The 14173-nt window shown below is 70.8% G+C and carries 13 protein-coding genes and 2 tRNA genes; 7 read left to right on the forward strand and 8 right to left on the reverse strand.

Going from position 1 to position 14173, the window contains the following annotated elements; all coding sequences use genetic code 11:
- The first annotated feature begins 87 nt into the window (after positions 1–87).
- Entirely contained in the window at positions 88–1602 is a 1515-nt protein-coding gene (locus H504_RS32755) for a tyrosine-type recombinase/integrase (protein WP_084467277.1), read from the forward strand.
- A 91-nt stretch (positions 1603–1693) separates the two neighbouring features.
- Here H504_RS32755 and H504_RS0101165 read toward each other — a convergent pair.
- Positions 1694–1767: transfer RNA gene (locus H504_RS0101165), tRNA-Pro, on the reverse strand.
- A 67-nt stretch (positions 1768–1834) separates the two neighbouring features.
- Between H504_RS0101165 and H504_RS0101170 the strand changes: the two genes are divergently transcribed.
- Together H504_RS0101170 and H504_RS38255 are read left to right on the forward strand one after the other, a co-directional pair.
- Positions 1835–1905: transfer RNA gene (locus H504_RS0101170), tRNA-Gly, on the forward strand.
- Positions 1906–2119: 214 nt separating this feature from the next.
- Positions 2120–2545 carry an NUDIX hydrolase gene (locus tag H504_RS38255; protein ID WP_051385374.1) on the forward strand — a complete coding sequence of 142 codons (426 nt, stop codon included), beginning with the start codon at positions 2120–2122 and terminating at the stop codon, positions 2543–2545.
- Here the strand turns inward: H504_RS38255 and H504_RS0101180 are convergent.
- Complete coding sequence (locus H504_RS0101180) at positions 2538–3062, reverse strand: GNAT family N-acetyltransferase (protein WP_035302970.1); 525 nt, start codon at positions 3060–3062, stop codon at positions 2538–2540. The genes H504_RS38255 and H504_RS0101180 overlap by 8 nt on opposite strands.
- A gap of 116 nt (positions 3063–3178) precedes the next feature.
- On the opposite strand from H504_RS0101180, the gene H504_RS0101185 reads away from it, so the two are divergent.
- Together H504_RS0101185 and H504_RS0101190 are read left to right on the forward strand one after the other, a co-directional pair.
- Positions 3179–4381 carry a GNAT family N-acetyltransferase gene (locus H504_RS0101185; RefSeq protein WP_035302972.1) on the forward strand — a complete coding sequence of 401 codons (1203 nt, stop codon included), beginning with the start codon at positions 3179–3181 and terminating at the stop codon, positions 4379–4381.
- A gap of 94 nt (positions 4382–4475) precedes the next feature.
- On the forward strand, positions 4476–5294 hold the full coding sequence (locus tag H504_RS0101190; protein WP_026421257.1) for a hypothetical protein: 819 nt from the start codon (positions 4476–4478) through the stop codon (positions 5292–5294).
- On the opposite strand, the gene H504_RS0101195 is transcribed toward H504_RS0101190, so the two are convergent.
- Both H504_RS0101195 and H504_RS0101200 read right to left on the reverse strand, forming a co-directional pair.
- Positions 5291–6097 carry an Fpg/Nei family DNA glycosylase gene (locus H504_RS0101195; protein WP_026421258.1) on the reverse strand — a complete coding sequence of 269 codons (807 nt, stop codon included), beginning with the start codon at positions 6095–6097 and terminating at the stop codon, positions 5291–5293. The genes H504_RS0101190 and H504_RS0101195 overlap by 4 nt on opposite strands.
- A gap of 134 nt (positions 6098–6231) precedes the next feature.
- On the reverse strand, positions 6232–6702 hold the full coding sequence (locus H504_RS0101200; RefSeq protein WP_026421259.1) for a ribose-5-phosphate isomerase: 471 nt from the start codon (positions 6700–6702) through the stop codon (positions 6232–6234).
- A 102-nt stretch (positions 6703–6804) separates the two neighbouring features.
- Between H504_RS0101200 and H504_RS0101205 the strand changes: the two genes are divergently transcribed.
- Positions 6805–7611, forward strand: coding sequence for an MBL fold metallo-hydrolase (locus H504_RS0101205; RefSeq protein WP_026421260.1), 807 nt, complete (start codon positions 6805–6807; stop codon positions 7609–7611).
- Here H504_RS0101205 and H504_RS0101210 read toward each other — a convergent pair.
- Positions 7608–9035 carry an aldehyde dehydrogenase family protein gene (locus H504_RS0101210; protein ID WP_026421261.1) on the reverse strand — a complete coding sequence of 476 codons (1428 nt, stop codon included), beginning with the start codon at positions 9033–9035 and terminating at the stop codon, positions 7608–7610. The two genes, H504_RS0101205 and H504_RS0101210, sit on opposite strands and share 4 nt — an antisense overlap.
- Before the next feature lie 163 nt (positions 9036–9198).
- Entirely contained in the window at positions 9199–9849 is a 651-nt protein-coding gene (locus H504_RS0101215) for a DsbA family oxidoreductase (protein ID WP_026421262.1), read from the reverse strand.
- A 206-nt stretch (positions 9850–10055) separates the two neighbouring features.
- Between H504_RS0101215 and pepN the strand changes: the two genes are divergently transcribed.
- On the forward strand, positions 10056–12626 hold the full coding sequence (gene pepN / locus H504_RS0101220; protein WP_026421263.1) for an aminopeptidase N: 2571 nt from the start codon (positions 10056–10058) through the stop codon (positions 12624–12626).
- Between the two features lie 170 nt (positions 12627–12796).
- Here the strand turns inward: pepN and H504_RS0101225 are convergent, their stop codons facing one another.
- Positions 12797–13297, reverse strand: a complete 501-nt coding sequence (locus H504_RS0101225; protein ID WP_026421264.1) for a DUF5130 family protein — start codon at positions 13295–13297, stop codon at positions 12797–12799.
- Complete coding sequence (ctaJ, locus tag H504_RS0101230) at positions 13284–13532, reverse strand: aa3-type cytochrome oxidase subunit CtaJ (protein WP_026421265.1); 249 nt, start codon at positions 13530–13532, stop codon at positions 13284–13286. Before ctaJ ends, H504_RS0101225 begins: the two co-directional genes overlap by 14 nt.
- Positions 13533–14173 lie beyond the last annotated feature (641 nt).

The raw sequence follows: 14173 nt of genomic DNA on the forward strand, positions 1-14173 counted from the left end.
AACGGCTGCAACAGGGGGCATCACCACTGCTGCAGCAGCAGTCCGCCGCACCACGCATCGCACACCCCACCACGCGAAAGGCCACCCATGCCTCGCAAGAAGCGCCCCGAAGGGACACGACGCCCCAACAACGCCTCGTCCATCTACTTCGGAAAGGATGGCAAATGGCACGGTCGTGTCACCATGGGTGTCAAGGACAACGGCAAGCCTGATCGTCGGCACGTCAAGCGTGCTGATGAGAATGCCGTGATCGAACGCGTTCGAGAATTGGAGCAGCAGCGGAAGTCGGGGGCGGTCACCAAGGCGGGTCGCGCTCCGACGCTGGAATCGTGGCTCACCGAATGGGTCGAAAAGATTGCCGCACCAACGGTTCGAGACTCGACACTCGCGGGCTACCGTACGGCGGTCTACCGGCACCTGGTCCCGGGAGTTGGTGCGCACCGGCTGGACCGACTCCAGCCCTCTCACTTGGAAAAGCTGTACGCCGCAATGATGAAGGCCGGGGCGAAGTCGGGTACTGCTCACCAGGTTCACCGCACCGTGAAAACCGCCCTGTTCGTCGCCGTGGAACGCGGGATCGTCACCAAGAATCCAGCGGCGATGGCGAAGCCGCCGCGAGTGGATGAAGACGAGATCATTCCGTTCACTGAGGACGAGGCCCAGCGCATTCTCCTCGCCGCAGAGAAGCGTCGCAACGGTGTACGGTTCGCGCTGGCGCTGTCGCTAGGTCTCCGTAAGGGTGAAACACTCGGCCTGAAATGGACACGGATCGACCTGGACAAGGGTCTTCTGCGCACGCCGCGCCAACTCCAGCGCCATACCTGGAAACATGGATGCGAAGACTCACACGAATGCGGCCGCAGGTTGCACAAGACCAAGCCATGCAAGCGCGAGTGCACCCGCCACAAGCGACAGTGTCCGCCGCCCTGCCCGCCGAACTGCACCGCGCACGCCTCGGCCTGCCCACAGCGGCGCGGCGGCGGTCTCCGCGAAGTCGAAGTGAAGTCCCGGGCCGGGAACAGGACCGTAGGTCTCCCTCGCCCGCTGTTGGAGTTGCTCCGCGAGCACAAAGCCGCTCAAGACATCGAGCGCGCGGACGCCGGGAACCTCTGGGAAGAGGGCGGGTGGGTCTTCACCCAGCCCACCGGTCGCCCGATCGACCCACGTGCCGACCACACCGCGTGGAAGGAGCTGCTGATCGATGCCGAGGTGCGGGACGCCCGACTCCACGACGCACGCCACACGGCGGCAACCATGCTGCTCGTGCTCGGAGTGCCGCTCCCCGCGATCATGGAGGTCATGGGCTGGGGCGAAGCCTCGATTGTCAAGCGCTACGTCCACGTGCCCACGGAGGTTGTCCTGGGCATCGCAGGACAGGTGGAACAGCTGTTGTGGAAGACGCCGCCAGTGGCCCCCGTGGAGGGCGCCTGTCCGCACTGCGGGGCGACGTCCACACCAGCAGGGGAAGGAGGCCCGGAGGGCTTCTCCACAGCGCAGAAGGACGCCCTGGTGAGCCTTCTCGCCGAGGTGCTGCCCACGATCGCCAGGAACGGCGATGACGACGAACCTGGCGGCCGAAGGTGGCCTGTGCCGGCGGCCTAGCAGGTACGAGTGAGACCCCAAATGAGACACAGTGGGGCACCCTCACCGAGGGTGCCCCACTGTTTTCGCTGGTCAGGACCAACATTTCCGGTCGGGCTGACAGGATTTGAACCTGCGACCCTCCGCTCCCAAAGCGGATGCGCTACCAAACTGCGCCACAGCCCGGGGGGTCGTCACCCAGCCTAGCGGCACGCGCTAGGCTGTTTCCCGCGCGGGGCCACTTACCGCGTACGCGGGCGTAGCTCAATGGTAGAGCCCTAGTCTTCCAAACTAGCTACGCGGGTTCGATTCCCGTCGCCCGCTCTGGGTGCGGCCGCTCCGGGGGGACCGGGGCGGCCGTTTCGTCGTTTGGGATCGTTCCCGGCCTGCGGATCAGTGGGAATGCCCGACTGTCGGTGGCGGGTTGTCCGGCTGTGTGGTGCACGGCACAGCCAGCCGGGTGATTTTCCGGCTCGGGTGCGAAGAACGGGTCAAGGGCCGTGGTGCCGGGTGCCGGTCGGACGGTAGGCAGTAAGGCATGTCGCAATCCGGCTATTTCGACTCTGTGGCCGCCGTCCGCCGGACCGTGGTGGGGGCGGGGATCGTGGTGTTCGACGACGCGGGGCTGGTGTTGATGGCGCGCACCGGGGACGGGTACCGGCTGCCCGGACGACCGCAGCCCGCGGCCGACTCGTTGCCGGTGGTCGCGGTGCGGGCGGTGGAGGCGCTGACCGGGGTCCACGTGGAGATCACCGGGCTGGTGGGGGTGTTCAACGACCCCAGCGAGCCGTGGAGCGCCGAGCTCGCCGTGTGCTTCCGGGGGCGCCCGGTCGGCGGTCGGCTGATGACGTCGCGGGCGGCGTGGCTGGAACCGGAGCGGCTGGGTGAGCTGCCCGTGCCGGAAGCCACCCGGCTGGTCGTCGAGCACGGCCTGGAACAGCAGGGCGAGGCCTACTTCAACTGAGCGCGACCGGCCGCCTGGCGTACTCGACCTCGAGGACCGGGCGGCCGTCGCCGTAGTCGCGTTCGCGGATGAGGCCGGTCTCGGCGAAACCCGCGCGGGTGTAGAAGCGGCGGGCCCGGGTGGCGCCGCGCAGGGTCCACAGGCGGATCCGGCGGCAGCTCGCGGCGGCGGTGAGCACCTCGTCGAGCAGGGTCTGGGCGACGCCGCTGCCCCAAGCGGTGGGGTGGGCGTAGAGCGACCGCAGTTGCACGTCGGCACGGTTGTCCGGGTGTTCGCGGTACCAGGCGAACGCGACGACCCGTTCACCGCGCTGGGCGACCAGCACGACGTCCTCCGCGCCCATCGCGGCCATCCGGTCCACCCACTGGCCGCGGCGGCGTTCGGCGAGGATCGCGAGCCAGTGGCTCTCGAACAGGTCCCGGTGCCCGGTGCGCCAAGACTCGGCGTGCACGGCGCCGATCGCCAAGGCGTCGTGCACCGTCGCGTCCCGGACCAGGACTGGAGCGCTTACCCGCATGACACACCCACCCCGAGGGCTGCCTTCCCCATCGCCCCACCCTAGCGGGGGTCGCCACCCGGGCAACGGGACAAATCCGTGGCAACGAGGAGCCATTCTCCCGTAGACACGGCGACATGGACACCTTCACCGTGCGGAACCTGACCGCCGACGAGATCCAGCCGAGCGCCGCCCTGGTGGCGCGCGCCTTCCTCTGGGACCACAACTCGGCCGCGTTCGAGGCGAAAGAGTTGCTGTTCACCGACGCCCTGCTCGATCTCGGCGCGTTCGCGGGCGACCGGCAGGTCGGCGCCACCCGGGTGCACGAGCGGCCGTTGGCGCTACCCGGCACTGGGCCGGTCCCGATCGCGGCGGTGTCGGCGGTCGCGGTGGCCTCGGACTTCCGCAGGCGCGGCGTGTTGCGGGCGATGCTGCGGGAGGCGCTGCCGCGGTCGGGTCCGGCGGTGTCGGCGTTGTTCGCGTCGGAATCGGTGATCTACGGCCGGTTCGGGTACGGGGTGGCCACCGAGCAGCAGCAATTCACGTTGCCCGCCAAGACGCCGTTCCAGCCTGACGTGCACGCCGACTCGACGGCGGTAAGAGAGTTGACGCGGGACGAGGCGATGCCGCTCCTGCGCGAGAAGTACGACCGGTACGCGCGTGAACGCGTTGGCGCGCTCGGTCGCGTGGACGCGAACTGGGGCTACCACTTCCACGACACCGAGAACACGCGTCGTGGCCGGTCGGCGTTCAGGTTCGCGGTGCACCCGGAGGGCTACGCGGCCTACCGGGTGACGCCGAGCTTCGACGACCACGGTCCGGCGGGCAAGGTGTCGGTGTACGAACTGGTCGCGAACTCCCCCGCCGCGTACACGGCGCTGTGGCGGTACCTGCTAGACCTCGACCTGGTCACCACCGTGGACTACGCGGGCAGCCCTGACGAGCCGCTCACGCGCCTGCTGCCGGAGTCGCGGGTGGCCCTGCGCAAGCGCTTCGACGCGCTGCACGTCCGGCTGGTGGACGTGGCGGAGGCGCTACCGCTGCGGGGCTACCTGACGCCGGTGGACGTGGTCGTCGAGGTCGTGGACGCGTTCTGCCGCTGGAACGAGGGACGCTGGCGGCTCACGGCGGCCGACGGGCGGATGACGGTCACGCAGACTGAGCAGGCCGCCGACCTGACGCTGGACGTGCGGGAGTTGGGCGCGGCCTACCTCGGCGGCGCCCGGCTGAGCGCGGCAGCGGCGGCGGGCCTGGTCCAGGAGCACACGGCGGGCGCGGTCGCGGCCCTGTCGAACGCGATGCTGGCCGAGCGCGAGCCGGTCTGCACCGAGATCTTCTGAGCGGAACCTGTGGGTCGCGGTGTTCTGGGTGACACGGGGAACCCCGGCGGTAGCGTCCCGCGTTGTCCAGGACAAGCGGACAAAGGAGGCACGCATGGGCGGCGCGATCGCGGTCGTCGTGATCATCGTGGCGCTGGTCGTGGTGGGGGTCGTGGTGACGCGCCGCCAGGCCGCGGCCCGCGCCGCGCGGCTGGCGGACGCCAAGGCCGACGCCCGGCGCTGGGTCGAGCGGCTGGGCGGGCAGGTGGTGAACCTGTCCGGCACCGACGAGGCGTCCAAGCAGGCGTTGGCCGACGCGGCCGAGCGGTACACCGCGGCCGGGTCGCAGATGGAGCAGGCGACCACCGTCGAGCAGGCGCGGCTGGTCACCAAGACCGCCATGGAGGGCCTGTACTACGTGCGTGCCGCGCGCACCGCGATGGGCTTGGACCCCGGCCCGGAACTGCCCGCCGACCCGGAGCAGCAGCGCGCCGGGCGGGTGCAGGAGGACCGGCGCGTCGTCGTCGAGGGCCACGAGTACGAGGCGTCGCCGATGCCCGGCCAGGGCACCCCGCACTACTACCCGGGCGGGCGGGTGGCCGGGCGGCCGGTCCCGCAGGGCTGGTACAGCGAGCCGTGGTGGAAGCCCGCGCTCATCGGCGGCGCGTGGGGCCTGGGCACCGTCCTGCTGTTCGACGCGATGTTCACCGGCATGCACGGCATCCCCGACGCCTCGGCGTGGGAGTCCGGGTACGACGCGGGCCAGGCCGACGCGATGAACGACTTCGGCGACTTCAACGGCGGAGACGGCGGTGACGGGGGCGGCTTCGACGGCGGCGCCGACAACGCAGGCGACTTCGGCGGCAACGACTTCGGCGATTTCGGCGGCGGGGACTTCGGCGGGGGCGACTTCGGTGGAGGTGACTTCTTCTAGGCCGGTTGGCAGGTGGGGCACCAGAAGTTGTTGCGTGCCGAGAGCTTCTCGGTGAGCACCGGGGTTCCGCAGACCAGGCAGGGCAGACCGGCGCGGCGGTAGACGTAGACCTCGCCGCCGTGCCGGTCCTGTCGCGGGGCGCGGCCGGTGGCCTCGGGCAGGTCCTCGTCCCTGACCGTGTCAATGCGTCCTCTGTGGACGCCGATGGTCATCAGGGCGACCAGGTCGGCCCACAGCTCGTCCCAGCACGGGCGGGCGATGTCCTTGCCCGCCACCGACGGGTGGATGTGGTGGCGGAACAGCAGTTCGGCGCGGTAGACGTTGCCGACACCGGCGATCACCGACTGGTCCATGAGCAGGACGGCGACGGACGTGCGGGACCGCGAGATCCGCGCCCACCCGCGGTCGGGGTCGGCGTCGGCGCGCAGCGGGTCGGGGCCGAGGCGGGCGCGCAGCGCGTCGACCTCGGCGTCGGTGAGGACCTCACAGCGGGTGGGGCCGCGCAGGTCCGTCCACTGTGTCCGGCCGATCAACCGCATGCGCACCTGGCCCACCGGGTCCGGGGGCGGTAGCTCGCCGTCGGTGAACGTGCCGTAGAGACCGAGGTGGATGTGCACCACCCGGTCGGGGCCGTAGCCGTGGAACAGGTGTTTGCCGTGCGCCTCGGCGTGGTCGAGCACCTGACCGTCCACAAGGGACGCGTCGGTGAACCGGCCCTGCGGGCTGGTCACCCGCACCGGCGCACCGGCGTAGAACTCCTGGTGCAGCCGAGCGAGCCGGTGCAGGGTGTGCCCCTCCGGCAAAGTTCACCCCATCAAGTGAGTGGAACCGGGCCGCGTTCCGGGTTGGTGGTCACGGCCATTCGACCTGGCGGCGCCCGCCCAGCCCAGCCGGGGACGGTGCCGGGTGGGGAAGAGGGGGCGGGCGGCGGGAGGAATCAACTCGGCAGTGAAGGCGGGGTGCCGGTGCGTTCGTAGTCGGTGAGTTGGGTGATGCGGCGGATGTGCCGCTCGTCGCCGGAGAACGGGGTGGCCAGGAAGGCCTCAACGATGGCGGTGGCGTCCTCGGCGCTGTGCATGCGGGCGCCGACGCCGACGACCTGGGCGTCGTTGTGCTGGCGGCACAGTCGCGCGGTCTCCTCGCTCCAGGCGAGGGCGGCGCGGCAGCCGGGGACCTTGTTGGCGGCGATCTGCTCGCCGTTGCCGGAACCGCCGAGCACCACGCCCAGGCTGCCCGGGTCGGCGACGACGCGGCGCGCGGTCTCCACGCAGTACGGCGGGTAGTCGTCGAGGGCGTCGTAAGCGTGCGGGCCGACGTCGATGACGTCGTGGCCCGCCGCGCCGAGGTGCTCGACGAGGTGGTTCTTCAGGTCGAGGCCCGCGTGGTCCGATCCGAGGTAAACGCGCACGGGTCGGAGTCTGCCATCCGGACCACGACGGCACCCACCGGGGCGCGGGCGGCGTGATCGGGGTTACCGGCGATCGGGGCGTGATCGTGTAAAAACCGGAAAATGCGATGGATCGAACTGGCTGACCGGGTGTTCGCCCGCCGCTACCCCGAACTGGACCAGACGCTGGGCCTGGTGGTCGGCGACGACCGGTGCCTGGTGGTCGACACCGGCACCGACGAGCACCACGGCACGGACTGGGCCAAGCGGGTGCGGGAGATCACGGATCTGCCGTGGACCGTGGTCATCACGCACGCCCACTGGGACCACTTCCTCGGCACGACCGCGTTCCACGGGGCGGACGTGTGGGCGCACCCCCGCTGCGCGGCGGGAATCGCCGCGGGGGCGCGCGAACAGGTGCTGACGTGGGCGGGCAAGTACCGCGACGACGACAAGGACCTGCTCGCGGAGCGGTTATTGGCCGCGCGGGTCGTCCTGCCCACGCACGAAGTCGCGGACCGGGTCGAGTTGGACCTGGGCGGTCGCGTGGTGACGTTGCTGCACCCCGGCCACGGGCACACCGACAACGACATCGTGGTGCACGTGCCCGACACCGCGGTGGTTTTCGCGGGTGACACGGTGGAACAGGGCGCGCCGCCGTCGATCGGGAAGGACGGTTTCCCGCTGGACTGGCCGAGCGCCCTGGACACCATCCTGGAGTTGGCGCCGCACAAGGTGGTTCCCGGGCACGGCGAACCGGTGGACGCCGGTTTCGTGCGGACCCAGCGCTCGGAACTGGCCACGATCGCGAGCCTCTACGACGGTGTGCGCAGCGGCTCGATGTCCGTCGAGGAAGCGTTGCTGCAGAGCCCTTATCCGGCGGACGCGACCCGCCCAGCCCTGGAGCGTGGACGGGTCACCAAACCCTAGAGCTGAATGCTCTTTACTTCGCAGAACTCCTCTAGGCCGTACCGGCCAAGTTCGCGGCCGTTGCCGGACTGCTTGTAGCCGCCGAACGGGGCGATCGGGTTGAAGGCGCCGCCGTTGACGTCCACCTGGCCGGTGCGCAGCCGCTTGGCGACCGCGACAGCGTGGTCCCGGTCGCCGCCGAACACCGCGCCCGCCAGGCCGTAGACCGTCGAGTTGGCGATGGCCACGGCCTCGTCCTCGTCGCGGTAAGGCAGGATCGACAGAACCGGGCCGAAGATCTCCTCCTGCGCGATCCGCATGTCCGCCCGCACGTTCGCGAAGATCGTGGGCGGGACGAAGGCGCCGTGTTCGGGCAGGCCGTCGGTCTTGCCGCCGTAGGCGAGGGTCGCGCCCTCGTCCACCCCGAGGTCGATGTAGCCGAGGACCCGGTCGCGCTGGGCGGCCGACGCCATCGGGCCGATCCGGGTGCTCTCGTCGAACGGGTCGCCCACGGTGTACTTCGCGGCCGCGGCGGCGGCGAGGGCCACGATCTCGTCGTGCTTGTCGGTGGGCACCAGCATCCGGGTCCACGCGGTGCAGGTCTGGCCGCCGTTGAGGTAGGTGTTGGCCAACCCGATCTTGACGGCCCGGCCGAGGTCGGCGTCGGCCAGGATCACGTTGGCCGACTTGCCGCCCAACTCCAGCGCGACCCGCTTCACCGTGCCCGCCGCCACGACCGACACGCGCTTGCCCGCCGCCGTCGACCCGGTGAACGAGACCATGTCGACCCGGGGGTGCGCGGCGATGGCCTCGCCGACGACGGGGCCGGTGCCGTGCACCAGGTTCACCACGCCGTCCGGGACCCCGGCCGCGGCGAGGACCTCCAGGAAGAGGTTGGCGTTGAGCGGAGCGACCTCGCTGGGCTTGAGCACGACGGTGTTGCCCGCCGCGAGCGCGGGGGCGATCTTCGCGGCGATCTGGTGCAGTGGGTAGTTCCACGGGGTGATCGCGCCGACGACGCCGATCGGCTCGCGCAGCACGAGCGAGTTGCCGATCTCCTCGGTGAACGCGTAGCCGGCGTCGAGCAGGTCGGCGATGCCCGCGGTGGTGGCGGCCGGGAGGGACGCCTGGACCTTGGTGGCGAACCCGATCGGCGAGCCCATCTCGGTGGTGATGAGCCGGGCGATCTCGTCGCGGCGGGCGATCAGGCCCTCGGCGATCTTGCGGACCACGGCGGCGCGCTCGGCCGGATCAGTGCCCGCCCAAGCGGGGAAAGCCTCGGCGGCCGCGGCGACGGCGGTGTCGACGTCGGCGGCGGTGCCCGCGGGGACGGCGGCCACGACGGCACCGGTGGTCGGGTCGACCACGTCGATCCGCTCGCCCGCCTGCTCGATGAGCCTGCCGCCGATCACGTGCCCGGCGCGGACGGTGACGGGTGCGGCCATGCGAACCTCCAGCTTGTGACACTTGAGCCGACTTTCGGGGCAAGAGTGTCACAAGTCGGCGGCCGCGCGCACCCGGGCCCGGGGCGGGAATCCCGACCCGGGCCCGGTGTGACGCAGCCTGCCGCGTGATGTTCGGCTCAGAGGAATTTTCGGGTAAGACCGATCAGTCGAAGCTCAGCTCACCCGTCCGGGTGCGCTTCAATTCGAAGAACTTCGGGTAGCTCGCCAGCGCCACGGCCCCGTCGAAGATCTTCAGCGCCTCCTCGCCGCGCGGGATGGCGGTGAGCACCGGGCCGAAGAACGCGACCCCGTCGATGTGGATGGTCGGGGTGCCGACCTCCTGGCCGACCGGGTCCATGCCCTCGTGGTGCGACTTGCGCAGCGCCTCGTCGTACTCGGTGCTCGACGCCGCCTCCGCCAGCTCCACGGGCAGCCCGACCTCGGCCAACGCGCCCGTGATCACCTCGGTGTAGTCGGTGAGCTTCTGGTTGTGGATGCGGGTGCCCAGCGCCGTGTACAGGTCGCGCAGCACCTCCTCGCCGTGCGCCTGGGCGGCCGCGATCGCCACCCGGACCGGGCCCCACCCGCGGTCGAGCAGGTCGCGGTACTGCTCGGGCAGGTCCGGCTTGTTCTCGTTGAGCACCGACAGGCTCATCACCCGGAACCGCAGGTCGAGGTCGCGGTGCTGCTCGACCTCGAGGATCCACCGCGAGGTGATCCAGGCGAACGGGCACAGCGGGTCGAAGTAGAAGTCGACCTTGGTCTTCTTGTTCCCAGTGTTGCCAGTCGACGGTGCGGACTGCGTGGCGGTCATCGGGTCTCCCAGTTGGATCTTTGCCGCGGTGGGCGGGCGCGGACGGCCTCCCGACCGGGGCAACACGCCGACGCTGGGAATGCTTCCCCGACATCGGGCACACCATCGGTGCTCGGAGCGTGATTGGATGCGATTGTCAGTACGAGTTTGCCAGCCCCCGCTGTTCCCCGCCCCAGTCCAACCGACGAGTTCGCCGAGGTGTTGTCGTGGCCGCGCCCAACCTGACCCGAGACCAAGCCCAACAGCGCGCCGCGCTCCTGGGGGTGGCGTCCTACACCATCGAGCTGGACCTCACCGACGGCGTCGGGCAGCCGGGTGAGACCACCTTCGGCTCGACGTCGACGGTCCGGTTCACCGCCGAGCCGGGGTCGAGCACCTTCATCGACATCGTGGCCGAATCGGTGCGCTCGGCCGAGCTGAACGGCACCCCGCTCGACGTGTCCGGCTACCTCCCGGAGGCGGGGCTGGAGCTGACCGGGCTCGGCGAGACCAACGTGCTGACCGTGGTCGCGGACTGCCTGTACACCAACACCGGTGAGGGGCTGCACCGGTTCGTCGACCCGGTCGACAAGGGCGTCTACCTGTACTCCCAGTTCGAGACCGCGGACGCCAAGCGGATGTTCGCCTGCTTCGACCAGCCCGACCTGAAGTCGACCTACGCGATCACCGTGCTGGCGCCCGAGTCGTGGAAGGTCATCTCCAACGCGGCCGCCGAGTCGATCACCGCGGCCGCCGACGTCGAGGGCACCTCGCGGCACGTGTTCGAGACCACCAAACCGATGTCCACCTACCTGGTGGCGCTCGTGGCCGGTCCCTACGCGGAGTGGCGCGACGAGTTCCGCGACGAGCACGGCACGATCCCGCTGGGCATCTACTGCCGGGCCTCGCTGGCCGAGTTCATGGACGCCGACCGGCTGTTCACCGAGTCCAAGCAGGGCTTCGCGTTCTTCCACGAGAACTTCGGCGTCGCCTACCCGTTCGGCAAGTACGACCAGTGCTTCGTGCCCGAGTTCAACGCGGGCGCCATGGAGAACGCGGGCTGCGTGACCTTCCTGGAGGACTACGTCTTCCGCAGCCGGGTCACCCGCTACTCCTACGAGCGCCGCTGCGAGACCGTGCTGCACGAGATGGCGCACATGTGGTTCGGCGACCTGGTCACCATGCGCTGGTGGGACGACCTGTGGCTCAACGAGTCGTTCGCGACCTGGGCCAGCGTGCTGGCGCAGGCCAGCGCCACCGAGTACGAGCACGCCTGGACCAGCTTCGCCAACATCGAGAAGTCCTGGGCCTACCGGCAGGACCAGCTCCCCTCGACGCACCCGGTCGCCGCGGACATCCCGGACGTGCAGGCGGTCGAGGTCAACTTCGACGGCATCACCTACGCCAAGGGCGCGGCGGTGCTCAAGCAACTGGTCGCCTACGTCGGCCTGGACAACTTCCTCTCCGGCCTGCGGGTGTACTTCGGCAAGCACGCCTGGGGCAACGCGACCCTGGCCGACCTGCTGGCCGCGCTGGAGGAGGCGTCCGGCCGGGACCTGTCCTGGTGGAGCGCGCAGTGGCTGGAGACCACCGGCCTCACCTCGCTGCGCCCCCGGTTCGCGGTCGACGCCGCGGGCCGGTTCACCGAGTTCGCCGTGCTGCAGGGCGGCGCCAAGCCGGGCAAGGGCGAGCTGCGCACGCACCGGGTCGCCATCGGCGTCTACGACGACGCGGCGGACGCGGTCGGCAAGCTGGTCCGCACGCACCGGATCGAGATCGACGTGGACGGCGAGCGCACCGACGTGCCGGAGCTGGTCGGCATCGACGCGGGCAAGCTGGTGCTGGTCAACGACGACGACCTGACCTACTGCACGATGCGGCTGGACCCGGGCTCGCTGACCACCCTGATCGACCGGATCGGCGACGTCACCGAGCCGCTGCCGCGCACCCTGTGCTGGTCGGCGGCCTGGGAGATGACCCGCGAGGCCGAGCTGAAGGCCCGCGACTTCGTCACCCTGGTCTGCCACGGCCTGGCCGCCGAGACCGAGGTGGGCGTGGTGCAGCGGCTGCTGCTGCAGGCGCAGACCGCCGTCGCCTCGTACGCCGACCCGGCGTGGGCGCCCACCGGCTGGCGGCAGCTCACCGACCGGGTGCTGGAGCTGGCCTTCGCCGCCGAGCCCGGCTCGGACCACCAGCTCGCCCTGGTCAACTCGCTGACCACCTCGGTGCTCGACGACGCCAAGCTGACCGTGCTGCGCGGCTGGCTGACCGGCGACGACGCCCTCGACGGGCTGGTCGTGGACACCGACCTGCGCTGGCGGCTGCTGCACGCCCTGGTCGCGCACGGCCAAGCGGGCGACGCCGAGATCGACGCCGAGCTCAAGCGGGACTCCACCGCGGCCGGGCACCGGCAGGCCGAGCGGTCCCGGTCGCTGCGGCCCGGCGCCGAGCACAAGGCCGAGGCCTGGCGGCGCGCGATCCACGACGACGAACTGCCCAACGCGATCAACGAGGCGATCATCGCGGGCTTCTCGCACCCGGCGCAGCGGCCGGGTCTGGCCGAGTACGCGCCGCGCTACTTCGCCGACGTGGCGGGTGTCTGGGAGCGGCGCTCCAGCGAGCGAGCGCAGTCGGTGGCGCTGGGCCTGTTCCCGGCCTGGGCGGTCACCGCGGAGACGGTCGCGGCGGCCGACGAGTGGCTGGCGGGCGAGCACCCGCCCGCGCTGCGCAGGCTCGTGTCCGAGGGACGCGCGGGCATCATCCGGGCACTGGCGGCCCGCGAGTTCGACGGCTCCTGAGACGCCGGCGTCGATCCCCGGGCACCACACGGGCGCCCGGGACCGGCGACACGTCTACCAGCGGTAATCGCGGCGGACGGGCAGGCGCGACCACACCCGCGCGGAACAATCGACCCACAACACGCGAAACGGCCCGGACGCGATGTCCGGGCCGTTGATCGCTGAGACGGTCAGCGCCGCTTGGGGGCGTGGCCCGCCTGGTCGGCCAGCATGCGCAGGGCGCTCACCAGGCCGCCGACCAGGTCACCCTCCTTGAACGAGGCCACCATGCTCATCACGGCCAGGTTGCAGCCGCGGTCGGGCAGCCTGCGGCCGGACTCGGCGCCGGTGACGACCTCCACCCGGCGCTTGCCGGGGGACACGGCGATCAGCACCGCGTCGGCGGCGTCCGGGCCGATGTCCGCGTGCAGCTCCCTGGCTCGGGCTCGGGTGTCCGCGCCCAGGTCGCCCAGGTACACGCTGAACGCGATGCCGGTGGCCCTCGACGCGAGCGTCAGGGCCTCGTCCAGGCGGGTCAGCGCGACCGAGGAGAACGGCAGGCCGGGCGGGGCGGGCGTGTACTGCCTGGCCACCGAGATCCGGCCGCTGATGGTGCGGACGGCCCCGTAGCCGTGCTCGGGGTCCTCGGCGATGATGTCCGGCTCGGTCCGGACCAGGTCACCAGCCACCACTGGCTCCTCCCTGCGCGGTGTGGGCGGGGGACGACGCGGCCACGTCGTGCGTCCGCTGCGTCGCGCCCACCCCGACGGGGTTGGCCGTCCACCACACCGGCTCGTGCTCCCACTCCTGGCCGGGGCGGTAGCGGGGTGCCTTGGTGAACTTCTCGCGCAAGGTCAGGAGGGCGATCACGCCGTAGATGGCCAGCGGGATCGCCGCGAAGACGAGAAGGGTCTCGACGAGCGTCACAGCCGATACGGTAGCCGACACGGCGCTGACCGGCCGCGACACCCTCCGGGTGGGATCACTGCTCCGGGGTGGCCGCCACCGGCCCGCACAGCCCGCGCCGGTCGCGCGGAGTGAGCGGTTGGTGCTCCCCTGGTAAGCCTGCTCGGCCGGTGGACGGCCGCACCGATAGCTCGTTGGGCCTATCGACAAGGGGCGAATGGCCTCAAACACGCACGCCAGGACCGTTGGGGACGCCCGGCGTCTTGTCGGTTACCGATCCGAGTCATAGCTTTCACCTGTACGGCCCTTGCGAAGTCAACCCCCAGCTCTCGTCGATGCGCAACCGCCCACAGGAGGCCACTCCATGTACACCATCGCTTCCCACGACGCGGCAAAGATCATCACCCAGATGGCCGACAAGGCGCAACCGGTAGTCGGTTCGCGGGGTACCCGGGTGACCAGGGGAACCCGCGTCACCGCCGCACAGCGTGACATGGAGCACGACATCGACACCAGGGACAGCCGGGACACCGGCGCGGGCGGCTGGGTGATCGTCGCCGCCGACCGGGGTACCCGCGTCACGCGCGGTACCCGGGTGACCGCACTGCTCGGGACCCGGGTGACCAGCGAGCTGGACCGGGGCACCCGCGTCACTTTCCGGG

Origin of the sequence: Actinokineospora inagensis DSM 44258 (genome assembly GCF_000482865.1) — a bacterium.
Lineage (GTDB): Bacteria > Actinomycetota > Actinomycetes > Mycobacteriales > Pseudonocardiaceae > Actinokineospora > Actinokineospora inagensis.